At 57.9% G+C, this 16941-nt stretch carries 15 protein-coding genes; 13 read left to right on the top strand and 2 right to left on the bottom strand.

The genetic code is table 11. The features are described from left to right. Positions 1-2: 2 nt before the first annotated feature. From phnC to A8C75_RS20490, 5 genes are all read left to right on the top strand, one after another. Entirely contained in the window at positions 3-770 is a 768-nt protein-coding gene (gene phnC, locus A8C75_RS20510) for a phosphonate ABC transporter ATP-binding protein (RefSeq protein ID WP_120785219.1), read from the top strand. Beyond that, a complete protein-coding gene (gene phnE, locus A8C75_RS20505; protein WP_067386218.1) occupies positions 758-1558 on the top strand; it encodes a phosphonate ABC transporter, permease protein PhnE in 801 nt (266 codons plus the stop codon). The genes phnC and phnE (A8C75_RS20505) overlap by 13 nt, the downstream gene beginning before the upstream one ends. Beyond that, complete coding sequence (gene phnE, locus A8C75_RS20500; RefSeq protein WP_067386217.1) at positions 1555-2376, top strand: phosphonate ABC transporter, permease protein PhnE; 822 nt, start codon at positions 1555-1557, stop codon at positions 2374-2376. The genes phnE (A8C75_RS20505) and phnE (A8C75_RS20500) overlap by 4 nt, the downstream gene beginning before the upstream one ends. A 55-nt stretch (positions 2377-2431) precedes the next feature. Then, a complete protein-coding gene (locus tag A8C75_RS20495) occupies positions 2432-3067 on the top strand; it encodes a histidine phosphatase family protein (RefSeq protein WP_067386216.1) in 636 nt (211 codons plus the stop codon). Between the two features lie 92 nt (positions 3068-3159). Continuing rightward, positions 3160-3624 (top strand): tRNA (cytidine(34)-2'-O)-methyltransferase, encoded by a 465-nt coding sequence (locus A8C75_RS20490; protein WP_067386215.1) that lies wholly within the window; start codon positions 3160-3162, stop codon positions 3622-3624. Positions 3625-3740: 116 nt separating this feature from the next. Here A8C75_RS20490 and A8C75_RS20485 read toward each other — a convergent pair whose 3' ends face one another. Continuing rightward, positions 3741-4142 (bottom strand): H-NS histone family protein, encoded by a 402-nt coding sequence (locus A8C75_RS20485; RefSeq protein ID WP_067386214.1) that lies wholly within the window; start codon positions 4140-4142, stop codon positions 3741-3743. A gap of 394 nt (positions 4143-4536) precedes the next feature. Then, the gene (locus tag A8C75_RS20480; protein ID WP_067386213.1) at positions 4537-5244 is read right to left on the bottom strand and encodes a P-loop NTPase family protein; all 708 of its coding nucleotides are present in this window, start codon (positions 5242-5244) and stop codon (positions 4537-4539) included. A gap of 1047 nt (positions 5245-6291) precedes the next feature. Here A8C75_RS20480 and A8C75_RS20475 point away from each other — a divergent pair. The 8 genes from A8C75_RS20475 (at position 6292) to A8C75_RS20445 (ending at position 16710) form a co-directional block, all read left to right on the top strand. Further along, positions 6292-9798: an indolepyruvate ferredoxin oxidoreductase family protein gene (locus A8C75_RS20475; RefSeq protein WP_067386212.1), complete on the top strand. Its 3507-nt coding sequence runs from the start codon at positions 6292-6294 to the stop codon at positions 9796-9798. A gap of 33 nt (positions 9799-9831) precedes the next feature. Beyond that, entirely contained in the window at positions 9832-10914 is a 1083-nt protein-coding gene (locus A8C75_RS20470) for a Leu/Phe/Val dehydrogenase (RefSeq protein WP_067386211.1), read from the top strand. A gap of 181 nt (positions 10915-11095) precedes the next feature. Continuing rightward, complete coding sequence (locus tag A8C75_RS20465) at positions 11096-12517, top strand: sodium-dependent transporter (protein WP_067386210.1); 1422 nt, start codon at positions 11096-11098, stop codon at positions 12515-12517. 712 nt (positions 12518-13229) lie between these two features. Beyond that, positions 13230-14333, top strand: a complete 1104-nt coding sequence (locus A8C75_RS20460; protein ID WP_067386209.1) for a DUF4236 domain-containing protein — start codon at positions 13230-13232, stop codon at positions 14331-14333. Between the two features lie 55 nt (positions 14334-14388). Then, entirely contained in the window at positions 14389-14805 is a 417-nt protein-coding gene (locus A8C75_RS20455) for a GFA family protein (RefSeq protein ID WP_067387559.1), read from the top strand. A gap of 131 nt (positions 14806-14936) precedes the next feature. Beyond that, on the top strand, positions 14937-15248 hold the full coding sequence (locus A8C75_RS20450; RefSeq protein ID WP_067386208.1) for a cupin domain-containing protein: 312 nt from the start codon (positions 14937-14939) through the stop codon (positions 15246-15248). A 211-nt stretch (positions 15249-15459) separates the two neighbouring features. Continuing rightward, positions 15460-16026, top strand: a complete 567-nt coding sequence (locus A8C75_RS23730; RefSeq protein WP_157890343.1) for a hypothetical protein — start codon at positions 15460-15462, stop codon at positions 16024-16026. Positions 16027-16350: 324 nt separating this feature from the next. Continuing rightward, positions 16351-16710, top strand: a complete 360-nt coding sequence (locus A8C75_RS20445) for a nuclear transport factor 2 family protein (protein WP_067386207.1) — start codon at positions 16351-16353, stop codon at positions 16708-16710. Positions 16711-16941 lie beyond the last annotated feature (231 nt).

Raw genomic sequence — 16941 nt, 5'->3', positions numbered from 1 at the left:
CTATGTCTTCTGCTCAGGCGTTTCTTGAGATTAAAGGCCTTAAAAAAGAATATGTGAGTGGTAACCCTATACTCAAGGGCATTGATATTACGATCACCGAACCCGGTATTATTGCCATTATAGGCCCCTCGGGTACCGGCAAAAGTACGCTGCTGCGCTGTATCAACCGCCTGATCGAGCCCACCGCCGGGCAGATCATGTTTGACCAGGCAGATCTGTGCGATGCCAGGGGTGGCGAGCTGCGCAAACTGCGCCGGCATGTCGGCATGGTGTTCCAGGAATACAACCTGGTGGAGCGCCTGAGCGTGATCGAAAATGTGCTCACCGGGCGGCTGGGGTATATGTCGGCCTGGCGTGCCTGGCGGCGCAATTTCAGCCAGCAGGATATCAATATCGCCTTCGAGTTGCTGGATGCGGTGGGCCTGAGCGAACACGCCACCCAGCGCGCCGACAGCCTGTCCGGCGGCCAGCGCCAGCGTGTCGGCATTGCCCGGGCTGTCATGCAGGATCCGCGCATTCTGCTGGCCGATGAGCCGACCTCCTCACTGGACCCCAAGACCGCCGTGGAGATCATGGAGCTGCTGGAACGCTTTGCACAGGAGAAAAACATTCCGGCGCTGGTGAATATCCATGACGTAACCCTGGCCCGGCGTTTTGCCAGGCGCATGATCGGCATGGCCGGCGGCAAGGTGGTGTATGACGGCAGCCCAGAGGGCATTTCCGATGCGCATCTGAAACTGATCTACGGAGGTGAGTCATGGCTGGCGTAAAGTCTGTTGCCGGGCAGGCAAGGCCTAACCCCTTTGCGCGCAACGGGTTCGTGACCGGCATCTGGCTGCTGCTGGCGGGCTATCTGCTGTATTCGGTCAATGCGCTGGGGCTGAGCTGGGATCGTATAAGCACCGGTATGGGCTTTGCCGGCAACCTGCTGGACAAGATGTTCCCGCCCAACTTCAGTCGCTGGGAACTGCTGCTTGGCGGCCTGATCGAAAGCCTTGAAATAGCCGTGATAGCCAGCTTTGTCGGCATAGTCGTGTCGCTGTTTCTGGGGCTCTTTGCGGCGCGCAATATGATGAGTGGCTGGGTGAGTAGCCCGGTGCGAGCGCTGATTGCACTCTGTCGTACCTTTCATCCGGTGATTATCGCCATCCTGTTCGTCAAGAGTGTGGGCTTTGGTGCCCTGGCCGGCATCCTGACCCTGGTGGTCGCTTCCATTGGCTTTATCGCCAAGCTGTTTGCCGAAGCCATAGAGGAAATATCTCTCAAACAAGTTGAGGCGATTCGTGCCACCGGCGCCAGTTTTGTCAGTGTCGTGCTGTTTGCGGTGATGCCACAGGTGTTCTCGCGCTTTCTGGGCTTTGCCACCTATCAGCTGGATTCCAATCTGCGCAACTCCACCATGGTGGGTATAGTCGGTGCCGGCGGCCTGGGCGGTACGCTGTTTTCGGCTTTCCAGCGCTTTGACTATGACTTTGTCGCCGCCATCCTGATCGTCATTATTGCCCTGATCATGTTTGGCGAGTTTCTTTCCAACCTGGTGCGCAGGATCTTCAAATGAAAACATCGACCGCGACCCCCCAGACCGGCATCGATCACCACTGGCAGCGCTTTACCCTGAGTCAGAAACTGTCGCGTTATGCGGTTTACCTGGTGCTGGTCATGGCGCTGGTGCTGTCGATGCAGACGGTGGAAGTGATTCCTGAGTTTTTCTATGATGCGCCCGAACAGATGGCCGACATGTTTACCCGCATGTGGCCGATAGACTTCGCCTACTATCCGGTTTCGGTGCACGATGCCATGCTCGAAACACTCAATATCGCGACCCTGGGTACGCTGCTGACGCTGATTTTTGCCATTCCGCTGGCGCTGATGAACGCCAGTAATGTGGTGGCATCGCCCTGGTGTCACTGGGTGGCGCGCTTTTTCCTGGTATCGTCCCGCTCTGTCAATTCTTTGGTGTGGGCGCTGCTGTTTGTGGCCATCTTCGGCCCGTCGGTGATTGCAGGCGTGCTGGCCATTGCTTTTCGTTCGGTGGGTTTTGTCGGCAAGCTGCTGGGTGAGGCCATCGAAGAGATCAATATGGGCCCCATCGAAGCCCTGACGGCAACGGGCGCTTCATGGGCGGCGATTCTGCTCAAGGGGTACTGGCCACAGATTCTGCCGGCGTTTTTCAGCATAGTGCTGTTTCGATGGGACATTAATGTCCGCGAGTCGGCGGTGCTTGGGCTGGTGGGCGCAGGCGGTATCGGCGTAGTGCTCAGCGACTCCATGAATCTGTTCGAATGGCAGCGGGTGGCCATGGCGCTGCTGGCGATTTTTGTCGTGGTCATACTGGCGGAAATCCTGGTGGTGAATATCCGCAAGCGACTTCTATGATGTCGGTTAGAGGCCGGGCAATGGCGGGCTTTTTTGGGAGGGGAGAGCAACAGTCGTGACGCAATTTAACAACAGCTACTACCTGATGCGCCATGGCCAAAGCGAAGCCAATGTGGCCGGGTTGATCGTCAGTGCGCCCTTTATAGGCACGACGGCCTACGGTTTGACTGAAGAAGGCGAGCGCCAGGTGCAGGCGTCGCTGGCGCACTTTGAGGGCCCGCGGCCGACGCGGGTGATCAGCTCTGATTTTCTGCGTGCCCGGCAAACGGCGGTGCTGGCCGCCCGTTATTTCGAGCTGCCATCGCCTGAACTGGATGTCGGCCTGCGGGAGCGATTTTTCGGGGGCTGGGAAGGTCAGGCGGACAGCGGCTACGGGCAGGTTTGGCAGCAGGATGAAGCCGACACCGATGGCAGCCTTGATAAGGCCGCAGAAGACGCAGGGAGCCAGGGGCAGGGCGCCGTTGAGCCGGTAAGCTGCGTTCTGCAGCGTGGGCTTGATACGTTACGGGCGCTGGATACGCGCCATGCCGGAGAAGTGTTGTTGCTGGTGTCCCACGGAGATCTGGTGCAAATACTGCAAACGGCCTTTGTCGGGCTGGCCGCCCGTGCGCACCGGCGAGTCCCCCATCACCAGACCGCGGAGATAAGGTCCCTGGTGAGCCGGGGTCAATCCTGGCCAATGATCTCCTGATCAGTACAGTGTTGGCTATTACCGCGGATGTCGGTTAATGCAAAGGCCCATGTATAATGGCTGCCTTTACGGCTGACGCTGGCTGACATTGCATGTTTCATATCGCACTTTATGAGCCGAGGGTTCCACCCAATACCGGCAATATTATTCGGCTGGCGGCCAATAATGGCTGCACGCTGCACCTGATTGAGCCTTTGGGGTTTGATCTGGAGGAAAAGAATCTGCGCCGGGCGGGGCTGGATTATCATGATCTCGCCCGTGTGCACCGGTATGAAAATTATGGCGTCTTTATAATCGCCATGCAGGGCCGGCGGATTCTGGCCTGTACCACCAAGGGCACCCAGTCCCACGATCAGATTGAATACAGGCCCGACGATGTGCTTTTGTTCGGCTCTGAAACCAGCGGCCTGCCGGATTCAGTGATGCAAGGCATTGCGCCGGATCAGCGCTTGCGTATTCCCATGATGCCGAATAACCGCTCGTTGAATCTATCCAATGCGGTGGCGATTATCAGTTATGAGGCCTGGCGGCAGCAGGGGTTCCACGGCGGAGCCTGATCCATAGACTGTGAGCTTGCCTGTGTTGCAAACGCAAAAAGCGCTGATCCCGGGAGATACAGCGCTTTTTAATAGCAGTTCGTTTAAAGCCGGTATTAACCGGCCTTAACGCCTGATTACTTCTGAATCAGGAAATCTTCTTTCTTGGCGCCTTTTTCAAAACGCTCCAGGAAGACACGCGGGGTACGGCCACGGCCGGACCATTCATGCGGCTTGCCTTCAGCATCGATCAGACGGTACTTGGCCGGTACAGAAGCCTTCTTGGTGGCAGTGGCGCCGCCAGCGGACAGATCGTCGGCAGACAGACCGAGTTCGGCCATCTGAGCCTGGATCTTTTTAACGGCTTCCAGACGAGTTGCATCAGCGGCTGCGCGTTCTTCTTCTGCAGCAACTTTCTCGTCGCGGATTTCCTGAAGGTCGGAAAGAACTTTTTCCAGTTCTGCGACGGAGATTTCAGATACAGCTTTACGCAGAGAGTTTTTGCGCAGCAGTGTAGAAGTGAACTCGTTTTCGCTCATTTAATAGTCACCTGTGTCATGTTGATATTGTGCTGGATTCTACAGAATAAATTTATATTAGCAAAGATAATGCAGAGGTAAAGTTTCAAATCAATCTGGATTGTAAAGTATCTGAGCGAATAGTCTAAGCGAGGGTGCCTATTTTAGGCGTTGGTCAGAATCCAGCCTTTGTCTGTTTTAAATGTCGCCACTTGTTGTCTTGCCGGAAATTCCCCTAAGGTTTGTAATGTCGATACGGCGAAGGCAAACGGAACTTTCGGGGCTATTAGTGAGTCACTGACCCTTGGGTTTAAGGGGGCTGTGAGCTGTGACTATGGGGTGAAGGCTGAGTTATCGTTGCAGGGGAGCTGTTTCAGGCCGTCTGTTTGTCAAACGGCCTGAGTACGCTGGCTATTTAACAGGGCTGGCCGATAAAGAGTTCGTCGAACAGGGCATAGGTCTTTTTGATCCAGACGCGGGTGCGCTGGCGTTCCATCAGACTGAGGTGCTCAAGGTTTTTGTCTTTGATGTTTTCAGCGCCCCAGAAGCTGAAACTCAGCTCGTCTATCTTGCGCATGGTTTCACGGTGCAGGGCGGGTAGCGCCGCATGCCGGGTGCTGCCGCCGGCCGTGGCAGGATCGCTGTGCAGTATGGCATCGATGGTGGCAAAGTTTGTACCGCGGCCCTCGTTCTTGATAACGGCGATATTCATTCGGCTGCCGTATTTGGCCAGAAAGGTTTCCAGCAGCGCGACTGAATCGAGACCGTCGTCGACGATATACCAGTACAGCAGCGGAATCTGCAGTTCAGCGCACATGTCGAGCACGCCGTTTTCATCGATCCAGCGATCCAGAAAGCGTTCACTCTGGGCTGGCAGGTCGATCAGAATCTGCTGCTCGCCTTCAGTGGCGAACTCCATTATCTGGTCGATGCTGTCGAATGAGTCCAGGTTGACCGGGCGCGTGTATTGCGGATAAAAACGACTTAGTGTGGCATGGGACTGATCGGCGTCCAGCCCGAGGTAGGGCTGGCCCCGGTCGAGGAAGTACTGCGACAGCAAGCGTGAAAGCACCGATTTGCCTACGCCGCCTTTTTCCCCGCCAATAAAATGGATACTGCTCATCAATAACAATCCTCGTTAATGTCAATCTGCAGGTACGATCGGAATCACAGTGGTTACAGCATACAGATCCCAGGCGCTGTATCGATCAGAGGTAACCTGGGTTCAAAGGCACGGATGCCCCCTCGGCGGTTATTCCTCAGGCGTAAAATGGCTTTTGCACCGCATTGGTGCGGCTTAGTCCTCTGCCCATTCCGCCAGTTCAGACACTACACCTGCTTTGTTTGCGCGGCTACCGGTGCGGCTCCCCCTTTCGCCGTTATTCACCCCACCGCTCAGTGGCTTGCCGGCGTGCCGAGTTGGGCTGCCACCGCGCCCGCTTTTTGTACGCTCGAGTGGGCGATGCAGTAATCGCACCAATCAGACGGCAGTGCCCTCATTGCTTGGTCGCTCGAGGTATCTGGTAGAACTGGCTCGGCAGGATAAGGTGGAAAATGCGATTGGGCACTCTTGTATCGGCGTCGCCGAGGTCGGTATGTTAGCGCCAGCAGGCTGTTGCTGCCGCGAATGAGGTGATTTCATTTTATATGGGCAGCTTTATCCGGGTGCCGTTGGCAGAAGACCCTAATGGGCTGTTCTGTTGGTTATTTTTGTTGGAATGTTGCCGGCTGGATTAATTTCATTCAGGCGTTCGGGTATTGCTACTGCTGCAGTGGGAAACGGATTCCGACTTCAGGTTGACGTACGCGTAAACCCTTATTAGTATGTCTCGACTTCGCGTCTCACAAGGACGCGATGCTGGAAATCAAATAAAGCCGGCTGGGGACAAACCCGCCGGACAATAACAACAAGATTTGCTGCCTTGCCGTGATCCGGCCAGGGACGAGGATTTTACATGAGTATCTGGCAACACCTGCTCAAGGCGCGCCGTTGTGCGCATCTCTCCACCGGCGGCCCGGCCCGCATATCTGCTTCACCATCACTGACTTCAGGCGCAGCGCCACGGTTCTGATTCCGTTGCAGCGCGCATATCCATTTTTGGCAGTTGATCGTCTGTAATAGCGGCACCCGTCACGGGTGCAGGTTGCTACAGGCGCAGGGTGAATCTGTATGAGTCATGACATCAGCCTCAATGACAAATGGGAGCTGGACGCAGGTCGCGTTTATCTCACCGGCAGCCAGGCGCTGGCGCGTCTGCCCATGTTGCAGGCACAGCGGGACCAGGCCGCGGGCCTGAATACTGCGGGTTTTATTTCCGGCTATCGCGGCTCGCCGCTGGGAAATTTCGACAAGACCCTGTGGGAAGCCAAGGCCTACCTGGCCAAACACCGCATTCATTTCCAGCCCGGCATTAACGAAGACCTCGGCGCCACCGCCGTCTGGGGCTCGCAGCAGGTGAACCTGTTCCAGGGCGCCAAGTACGATGGCGTCTTCGGGCTCTGGTACGGCAAGGGGCCGGGCGTCGATCGTACCGGTGATGTGCTCAAGCACGCCAATGCGGCGGGCAGCTCCCGCTTCGGCGGCGTGCTGGCGGTGGCAGGCGACGACCATGCCTGCAAGTCCTCCACTTTGCCGCACCAGAGCGACTATGCCTTCAGCGACGCCATGATGCCGGTGCTGCATCCCAGCGGGATTCAGGAAATGCTGGATTATGGCCTCTATGGCTGGGCCATGTCCCGTTTCAGCGGTTGCTGGGTGGGCTTCAAGGCGTTGGCCGAGGTGCTGGACTCGTCCATCTCCGCGGACCTGGACCCGCACCGCGTGCAGATCGTGCTGCCAGAGGATTTCCCGCTGCCGGAGGGGGGCCTTAACGCCCGCTGGCCCGACAAACCGCTGCAGCAGGAAGAGCGCCTGCATCACTACAAGCTCGATGCGGCTAAGGCGTTCTGCCGTGCCAACCGCCTGGACCGGACAATCTTCTCCACCTGCGATGCGCGTTTTGGCATTATCACCACCGGCAAATCCTACCTCGACGTGGTGCAGGCGCTAACGGACCTGGGCCTGGGTGAGGCCGAGTGCGCCGCCATCGGCCTGCGGCTGTACAAGGTGGCCATGCCCTGGCCGCTGGAGCCCGAGGGCGTGCGGGAATTTGCCGCCGGCCTGGAAGAAGTGCTGGTGGTGGAGGAAAAGCGCGGCCTGATCGAGGAACAGCTCAAGGAGCAGCTCTACGGTACTGACAAGGCCCCGTGCATCGTCGGCAAGCGGGACGAGCAGGGCGCCGAACTGCTGCCCTCCATCGCCGAGCTGACGCCGGCCATGGTGGCCCGGGTGATAGCCGCCCGCATCCAGAGCCGCTACAGCAGCGCCCGCCTGAGCGAACGCCTGAGCTTTCTGACCGGCAAGGAAGCGAGCCTGGCCGAGCCGCGGGAGCTGCTCGAGCGCACGCCGCATTTCTGTTCCGGCTGTCCGCACAATACCTCCACCGTAGTGCCCGAAGGCAGCCGCGCGCTCGGCGGTATCGGCTGCCACTACATGGCCACCTGGATGGATCGCGAAACCGATACCTTTACCCAGATGGGCGGGGAGGGCGCCACCTGGATAGGCCAGTCGCCCTTTACCCATGAAAAGCACGTGTTCCAGAACCTGGGCGACGGCACCTATTTCCATTCCGGCCTGCTGGCCATCCGGGCCGCCATCGCCTCCGGCGCCAACATTACCTACAAGGTGCTGTATAACGATGCCGTGGCCATGACCGGCGGCCAGCCTGTGGACGGCATGCTCACGGTGCAGCAGATCAGCCATCAGCTTTACGGCGAGGGTGTGCGCCGCATCGCCGTGGTCAGCGACGATATCGGCAAGTACCCGTCGCGGGCCGACTTCGCCGATCGCACCACCTTCCACCCGCGGGAGGATCTGGATGCGGTGCAGCGCGAGATGCGCGAAATCGAAGGCTGCTCGGTGATGATCTATGACCAGACCTGCGCCGCCGAGAAACGCCGCCGGCGCAAGCGCGGCACCCTGACAGACCCGGACAAGCGCGTGCTGATCAACCCGGCGGTCTGTGAAGGCTGTGGCGACTGCGGCGTGCAGTCCAACTGCCTGTCGGTGCTGCCGCTGGAAACCGAGCGTGGCCGCAAGCGCACCATCGACCAGTCTGCCTGCAACAAGGATTTCAGCTGCGTGCGCGGTTTCTGCCCAAGCTTTGTCACCGTCAAGGGCGGTACCCTGCGCAAACCCGCCGGCATCGGCACCGGGGTCGCCTTCCCGGAACTGCCGCAGCCGGTGTTTGCCGGTGAACACAGTCCCTACGGCATTCTGCTCACCGGCGTGGGCGGCACCGGCGTGGTGACCGTCAGCGCACTGCTGGGCATGGCGGCCCATATCGAAGGCAAGGGCGTGGCGGTGCTGGACCAGGCGGGCCTGGCGCAGAAGTTCGGCGCCGTGGTGAGCCATGTGCGCATAGCGCCCTCGCAGCAGGATATCCAGGCGGTGCGTATCCCGGCGGGGGAGGCGGACCTGATGATCGCCTTCGACCTGATGGTGGGCGCAAGCCTGGATGCGCTGGCCAAGCTCGACAGCCGCTTCTCCCGTGCCGTAGTCAACACCCAGAAAGCCATGCCGGCGGCCTTTACCCGCGAGCCGGACCTGCAGTTCCCGGGTGACGCCATGGAGCGCAGCATTCGCGAGTCCTGCCACCCGGATGGCAGTTTCTTCCTCGATGCCTCGGAGCTGGCGCTGGCGCTGATGGGGGATGGCATGGCGGTAAACCTGTTCACCCTCGGCTTTGCCTGGCAGCAGGGCCTGTTGCCGCTTCGGGCCGAGTCCATCGAGCAGGCCATCGAGCTTAATGGCGCGGCGGTGAGCAAGAACAAGCAGGCGTTCCTGTGGGGCCGGCGTGCCGCCCATGACCTGGCGCGGGTGCAGGAACTGGCCCACCCCACGGCGGTGCCGCTGAAGATCATCGAAACACCGGCGCAACTGATCGAGCGGGAAAAAGCCCATCTGCGTGACTATCAAAATGCCGCGCTGGCGCAGCGTTACGAAGCGCAGGTACGCCGCGTTGAGGCGCGTATCGGCGAGGTGGCCGGTCACGACAGCGCCTTGCTCAAAGCCGTGGCCCAGAGCTACGCCAAGCTGCTGGCCTACAAGGACGAGTACGAAGTGGCGCGCCTCTACAGCGATGGCAGTTTTCGCAAGCTCTTGGCCGAGCAGTTTGAAGGCGAGGTGGAGCTGGAATTCAACCTGGCGCCGCCGCTGCTGGATGGCCGTTTTCTCGGCACGCTGTTTGGCAAGGGCACCGCGAATGGTCGCCCGCGCAAACGCCGCTTCGGCCCCTGGATGGAATCCGCCTTCGGGCTGCTGGCCAGGGCCCGGGTGCTGCGCGGCACGCCGCTGGACCCCTTTGGCTACAGCGCCGACCGGCGCCTGGAGCGGGCGCTGATCCGCGAATTCGAAGCCGATATCGATGCCATAGTGCAGCACCTGAGCGGCGACAATCTGGCCGCCGCCCGGGCGCTCGCCAGCCTGCCCCAGCAGGTGCGCGGCTATGGCCCCGTGAAGGAAGCCGCCTGGGAAAAAGTACAGCCAGAGCGTGCACGCTTGCGTGGCCTGCTGTGCGCCCCGGTGCGCTCAGTCGAACCCCAGATTATCGATGCCGTCTCCGGCGCCGCCGTTTAATCCTTTGTGATGTTGCCCACAGGAAAAAGAATCATGTCTGTATTTAGTCATCCGGAATTTGATAACCATCAGCACCTGTCCTTTGTCAGCGACGAAGAAACCGGCCTGCGGGCCATAGTTGCGGTGCACAACACCAACCGCGGGCCGGCGCTGGGCGGCTGCCGCATGTTCCCCTACGCCAGCGACGAAGCGGCATTGCGCGATGTGCTGCGTCTGTCCAGGGGCATGACCTACAAGTCGGCTCTGGCCAACCTGGACCTGGGCGGCGGCAAGTCGGTGATTATCGGCGATCCCCGTGCCCACAAGAGTGAAGCCCTGCTCGAAGCCATGGGGCGTTTTCTGGAACAGCTCGGCGGCCTTTATATCGCCGCCGAGGACTCCGGCACCAGCGTGGCGGACCTGCAGGTGATGGGGCGCCATACCCGCCATGTGGCCGGTATTGCGGCGCGCCCGGGCTTTGATGGCCGGCACAGCAACGGTGATCCGTCACCGGCCACGGCCTACGGCACCTTTGTTGGCCTCAAGGCGGCGGTGGCGCATCAGCTCGGCCGCAGTGACCTGGAAGGTCTTAAAGTGGCGGTGCAGGGTATCGGTAATGTCGGCTATCGCCTGGCGCAGCTGCTCAGCGATGCCGGCGCCAAGCTCTGGGTGCACGATATTCACAGCGATGCGGTGGCCCGTGCCGTCGATGAACTCGGTGCCACCGCCGTGGCGGGGGATGAAATCCTTGGCCTCAACGTCGATGTGGTGGCGCCCTGTGCACTCGGTGCGGTGCTGAACGACCAGAGCATCGCCCGGCTGCAGGCCCGGGTGGTGGCGGGGGCCGCCAACAACCAGCTCGAACTCGCACGCCACGATCAGGCACTGAGCCAGCGCGGCATCCTCTATGCGCCGGATTTCGTGATCAACGCCGGTGGCATTATCGATGTCTGCTACGAGCGCAATGGCCATGATGCCGAGGCTGTGCGCCGCCATGTGGAAACCATCGGCGATACCCTGGGCGAAATCTTCGCCCGCGCCTCCTTGACCCAGCAGCCCACCGGCGTGATCGCCAACCGCCTGGCGGAGGAACGCTTCAAGCCGGGCAGGGAGAAAGGCGACCTGCAGGTGGCCTGATGCCCGACTTTTACAGCCCGGGTTCTTGGTAATTGGTAATTGGTGATTGGTGATTAGTGCCTGGTGCTTGGTTCCTGGTTTTTCAATCTTGAACCTTTCACCTTTCACCTTTCACCTTTCACCTTGGCCTTTAAACCGAACGAAAGCTCCTCCCTATAAAAACAGCAACACGGAGATTCACATGACTCAATCTGTCACTTCAGCGCCAGCACCGGGCGCAGCCTCTGGCGCAAACAGTGCCGCTTCGCCCAAACGTGCTTTCTGGTCGTCGCGCATGGCCTTTATCCTGGCGGCCACCGGCTCCGCCGTGGGCCTGGGTAACGTCTGGAAATTCCCCTATATCACCGGGGAGAACGGCGGCGGCGCCTTCGTGCTGGTGTACCTGCTCTGTATCGCCATCGTTGGTATTCCCATCATGATGGCGGAGGTGCTGATCGGCCGGCGCGGCGGGCGCAGCCCCATCAGCAGCATGGGTATCCTGTGCCAGCGCGACAAGCTGCACAGCAACTGGCGCTGGCTTGCCGGCATCGGTGTGCTGGCATCCTTCCTGATACTGTCGTTCTACTCGGTGATCGGTGGCTGGGCCCTGTCCTACGTGGGCACGGCGGGCAGCGGTGAACTGAGCGGCCAGAGCAGCGAAACCATCGGTGCGATATTCTCCGGCCTGCTGGCGGACCCCGGCACTCTGTTGATCTGGCATACGCTCTTTATGGCGCTGACCATGCTGGTGGTGGCCCGGGGCCTGCGCGGTGGCCTTGAGCGTGCGGTGACCATCCTGATGCCGGCGCTGTTCGTGCTGCTGTTGCTGCTGGTGGGGTATGCCATGACCACCGGCCATTTCGGCCAGGCGCTGAGCTTCCTGTTCCAGCCCGACTTTTCCAAACTGACCACCGAGGGCATCCTGGTGGCACTGGGTCATGCCTTCTTTACCCTGAGCCTGGGCATGGGCGTAATGATGGCCTACGGCTCCTACCTGCCCAAGGGCGTGTCCATCGCCCGCACCTCCATGCTGGTATCGGTGATGGATACCGGCGTGGCGCTGCTGGCGGGGCTGGCGATCTTCCCGCTGGTGTTCGCCAACGGTCTTGAGCCCGGCGCCGGCCCCGGCCTGATCTTCCAGACCCTGCCCCTGGCGTTTGCCCAGATGCCCTTTGGCAGCCTGTTCGGCACCCTGTTCTTCGTGCTGCTGGTGTTCGCCGCCTGGACGTCCGCCATCTCGCTGCTGGAACCGCTGGTGGAATGGCTCGAAGAACGCCGCGGCATGAACCGCATGATCAGCACCCTGGGTGCAGGCATCGCCGCCTGGCTGCTGGGCATCGGTTCCATCCTGTCGCTGAACGAGTGGTCGGACTTTGCGCCCCTGGGCATGTTCGCCATCTTTGAAGGCAAGACCATCTTCGATCTGCTGGATTACCTCACCGCCAACATCCTGCTGCCGCTGGGCGGCCTGCTGGTGGCAGTCTTTGTCGGCTGGTTCATGGCGCGCCAGGCGCTGGAGAACGAACTGTCCATGGGCCGTCGCAGCTTCGCGCTCTGGTACGGCGTGTTGCGCTACGTGACGCCGGTGGCGGTGGCCATCGTGTTTATTTATAACCTGGTGTAAAGCGACGGCAAGGCGCAAGGCGCAAGGAGCTAGGTAAAAGGCGCAAGGCGAAAGTAAAAAGTGAAAGCAAAAAGGCAGGGCGTATTGGCGGCCTGCCTTTTTTGTGTGGGAGCCCGCTCCGCGGGCGAATAGCGTTGTTTGCGTAGGATGATGAGATGGGAGATGGTCTCCTCCCCACTCCAACCGAGCGCAGTCCATCAAGGGCTGGCTACTTTGTCTCTCCGCTTGCGTGCTGTTTTTATGACCAGGCTAATCTGCAGTGGATATTTCTCGTTTCTCGCACAGACCGTGCTAATCTTCAGCGGTGCAGGGGAGGGCGCGGTCTTCCTTTTCCATTAGCAATCGTTGCCCTCGTTCCCCGCGCGACAGTCGCCAACGAAGGATCAATGGCGCTCGCAGCGCAGGCAGTCTGCACAACAAGGGGCGCCAGCTTCATCGGCTGACTTCCAGCAAGATCGCTAGCTCAGCAGTGGACACCAGGCTATGTGAAGGGGCCACCCGGCTCTGTTCGCTTTCTCCCCTGACTCCACTCCCGCAGCGTATCGACAATGGCATTCCCTTGTTGCCGGGGCGGTAGCGTGGTTTTTGGGGTAGAGGAGGCCAGAACTTATCTTTTGATTCAGCCTCGGCCTCTAATTGAAAGGGAAAAGGAAAAACTTGGCCCTTTAATCATTATTTTGCCTACATTCGTACCTGATTGGAGATTTAGCCAATGGGATTCTATCTGAGAAAGAGTATCAGTGTCGGACCGTTACGATTTAATCTTTCTAAGTCAGGTATAGGCATTTCGGCAGGTGTAATTGGCCTTCGCTTTGGCATCGGTCCGCGAGGTAACTACGTTCACATAGGCCGAGGTGGCCTTCACTATCGCGCGACGCTTCCTACTTCATCGTCCCTCCGTGACTCGCCAGCTCAGTTTCGCTTTCAATCGACAGCAGAAATACCTCTTGGAACCCATGCTCCGCTTGAGGAGATCGAGTCGGCGGATATTTCTACAATCGTCGATTCGTCATCCCGAGAGCTTTTAGACGAGCTGAACCGGAAGAGTACGAAGGTTCGCCTGTGCCCTTTCGTTGCGGTTTCATCTGTTGTATTACTGGCTTTTGGTGCATTTTCCGGCTGGTCCGCTTGGCTTGTAGGCTTACTCGCAATAGCATTCGCTGCGGGAACGTATGCCGCTCACATAAGAGACACCCTGCAGAAAACCGTTGTGATGTTCTATGACTTTGACGCCGATATGGAGGCTGCTTACGCCAAACTTCACACGGCTGCGAGCCAACTTTCCAATTGTGGGGCGGCTTGGCATATCGAGGCGTCTGGAAAAGTACATGATCGGAAATACCACGCGGGAGCCAGTGATCTTGTCCGCCGAAATAGCACTTCCATCCGAAGGGGCGAACCACCGTACGTTAAGACAAATATCGAAACTGTCGCTGTTAGTGTGGGCCGTCAAACACTGCACTTCTTCCCTGACCGCGTTTTCATATATGATCAGAACGGCGTGGGTGCCGTCGGTTATCAAGAGCTGCGCGTGGAAGTGGGCGTAACTCAATTTATTGAAAGCGAGTCAGTTCCCGGAGATGCAGAGATCGTCGGACGAACGTGGAAGTACGTCAACAAGTCTGGTGGCCCCGATAAGCGTTTCAAAGACAACACGGAATTACCCATCTGTCGATACGAGGAAATCGCTCTGTCGAGCCAGTCAGGGCTAAATGAGGTGATTCAATTATCCCGGTGCGGCGCAGGAAGGGGTTTCGCGGAAGCCATTTCGTCGCTGGGCAGGAAAATGCCCAAGGAAGTCGTCTGTGTTGCATAAGCGGTATAACTCCCTTTCCCCTTTCCCCTTTTTCTATAGTCAAGGTCCCAATAAAATGTCTCATTCAGAAACAAGCTGTCTTTGTGGTGCTGTGGAAATCGTTGTTGATAAAATCGATCCCAAGTTTAGCGTATGTCATTGCCAGTCATGCAGGACCTGGGGTGGGGCGCCATTTTTTGCTGTTAAATGCGGTACCCGAGTGGATATTAAGGGTGGTGATAAAGTCAAGATGTATGAGTCGTCATCCTGGGCGTCCCGCGGTTTTTGTACGGAGTGTGGCACTCATCTCTTTTATAAGTTCAAAGAAACGGGCGAATATAACATGCCCGTAGGGCTGTTCCCAAACCTGGAGGGGCTGGAGATGGATATGCAGTATTTCAGTGACATGCGCCCCGGTTATTACTGTTTTTCAAATAAAACAAAAGAAATGACTACGGCTGAGATAATGGCTTATTTCGCCGATAAAATGTAACAGTGAAAGTGGTAGATTACTCGGGTAATAAAGAGACTCTTTTGCTTTGGTTTCTGGTTGTTAGCAGGAAGTGAAGATCTGCCCCTGTGCTCCGTTATTTGGCCATCATCGAGTATCCGTAAAGATAAATCATGGAAGTCATAAAAGGTAGAGAGTTTACAGCGAGTCGAGCCTGGGGTTCAAAGTTGATCGCGAATATGCAGGGCATAACTACCAAATTACATTGGACCAACCAGCCCTACAAATGGCATATCAATGCTGGGGAAGAGGTCTTCGTGGTTATTGATGGCATTGTGCACATGCACTACAGGGAAAACTCCATTGAAAAGGTCGCTGTGCTGGAAGCTGGCGATATATTTTTTGCCTCAGTCGGCACGGAGCACGTGGCTCGTCCTCAGGGAGAGGTGCGGGTCCTGGTGGTTGAGAGCGAGGGCAGCGTATAACAAGGCCAAGCCGTTCGCTACAGGGCTTCGCCCTTCTGCGTTAGGGTGTGGGGTATTTTCTTTCACTTCAGCCTTTCATTCGAAGGTAAAAAAAAGAGGCCTGGGCCTATCCCTTTTTCCAGGTCGTACCAATGCAAGGGGATTTATATGAGATAAAAATACGTAGGTCGACTAGTTTGTTGTTCGCATTCAAATACTAAAGGATTAGTTTATGTCTACAATTACGATAACCAATAATACGAAATTGCCAATCCATGCTGCGACAGAATGGAATCATATCGTGCAGGAATACAGAAATAACATTGAACCAGGAGAGACCATTGAAATATCAGCCGCAAATTTTGGCTGGCAAGACTTAATGGTGATTACTGGCTTTGAGGAAAACAAAATAAGCCATTCCCAGGATTGGTCTCATGCGCTTGGCTTTGGCATAGTTATTGTCGGCGCACTCGGGACCATCGCCGGCACAGCGTTAACCATAGCAACGTTCGGAGGATCAACGCCGCTTTTGGTTGCAACTGCCGCGGCAACTGCTGCGAGTGCCTCGGCGCTTGTTGCAGATACGGCCGTAACGATTGCTAATTTTGTAGTTAATCCAGCAACAGTTCCCTCTTTATGGGGGCCTGATGGTTATACAATAGTTGTCTCCGGTGGAGACGTTAGCGGTACATTGGATAGTGCTTCAGGAAAGTTTACTGTGACTGGAGTATCACCACTGGTTGTGAAGTGGACTAATAAAACGTCGCATACTTCCGGGACCATAGGATCGACGCGATAAGAGGTTCAGGGGTCTTGCGTTTTGTCATATAAGGCCGCCTGTATATGCCGGCGGTAAAGGCAAGACCCCAGCCGTTTTCGGTCCCGATGCTTTTTTTTGACTTGGCGTATTGTGCCGCCCTTGCACAACCTTGTGCCAGGAAGCAGGTTTCAGTGGCAAAACAGCATGTTCGATTTTGCCGATATTTTCGGGCGTCAGCAGTTGCCGGCGGCCCGTTGCAACGAGCAGTATTGGCAGCGGCGTCCATAATGAATCAAGGCCGCTCTGCCGTTTTGCGCGAGCGTACCGTACGAACGATTAGACCCGTCCAGGAGGGCAAGACCAATGCGTTTAGCAGATATCGTACAGCGAGGTTGGGAGGCACTCGGTGCCGGAGACTTCGATACCCTGGTGGCCGACTACGTGGAGGACATGACGTTTATCATGCCGGGGCAGACCGATGTCCTTGAAGGGCGCCAGGCGTTCCGCGGGGCGCTGGATGGCCTTGGGAATATTCTCCCGCCAGGCTTTGAAATCACAGGGCTGCGTCAGATCGAAGGGGAAAACGAAGTCGTCTCGATCCTTGAGTGGAGGTCCGAGAAGGTCCCTGGCTCCCAGGCGTCCGTTCTGTTCAGGTTCAAAGGCGACAAAATTTACGAGGAGCGGTGGTTCCTCGACACCGAACAATGGAAGCACGCGTTCTGAGTTCTGTTTTTTGCTGGTTCATGGCGGCTTGAAACACGGGAACGGCAGGTTGCGAAACAAAGGTGTGCACGGACAGGGCCCGGCGAGCCCGAACGGGTGATACCGGGCGTTAGGCGGCTATGTCGGGTAAGGAGCAATCATGACTCCTGCCCTCGACTCGTGGACAGGTAGGCGCAGAAAGCCCCATCGACCCAGGATATCCCGGTCACACACCTGCCGAATCCGGCGGTC

This window comes from Marinobacterium aestuarii, assembly GCF_001651805.1.
Classification (GTDB): domain Bacteria; phylum Pseudomonadota; class Gammaproteobacteria; order Pseudomonadales; family Balneatricaceae; genus Marinobacterium_A; species Marinobacterium_A aestuarii.
Note: the sequence above shows the minus strand (reverse complement) of the source record. Positions and strands in the feature narration are given on the sequence as shown.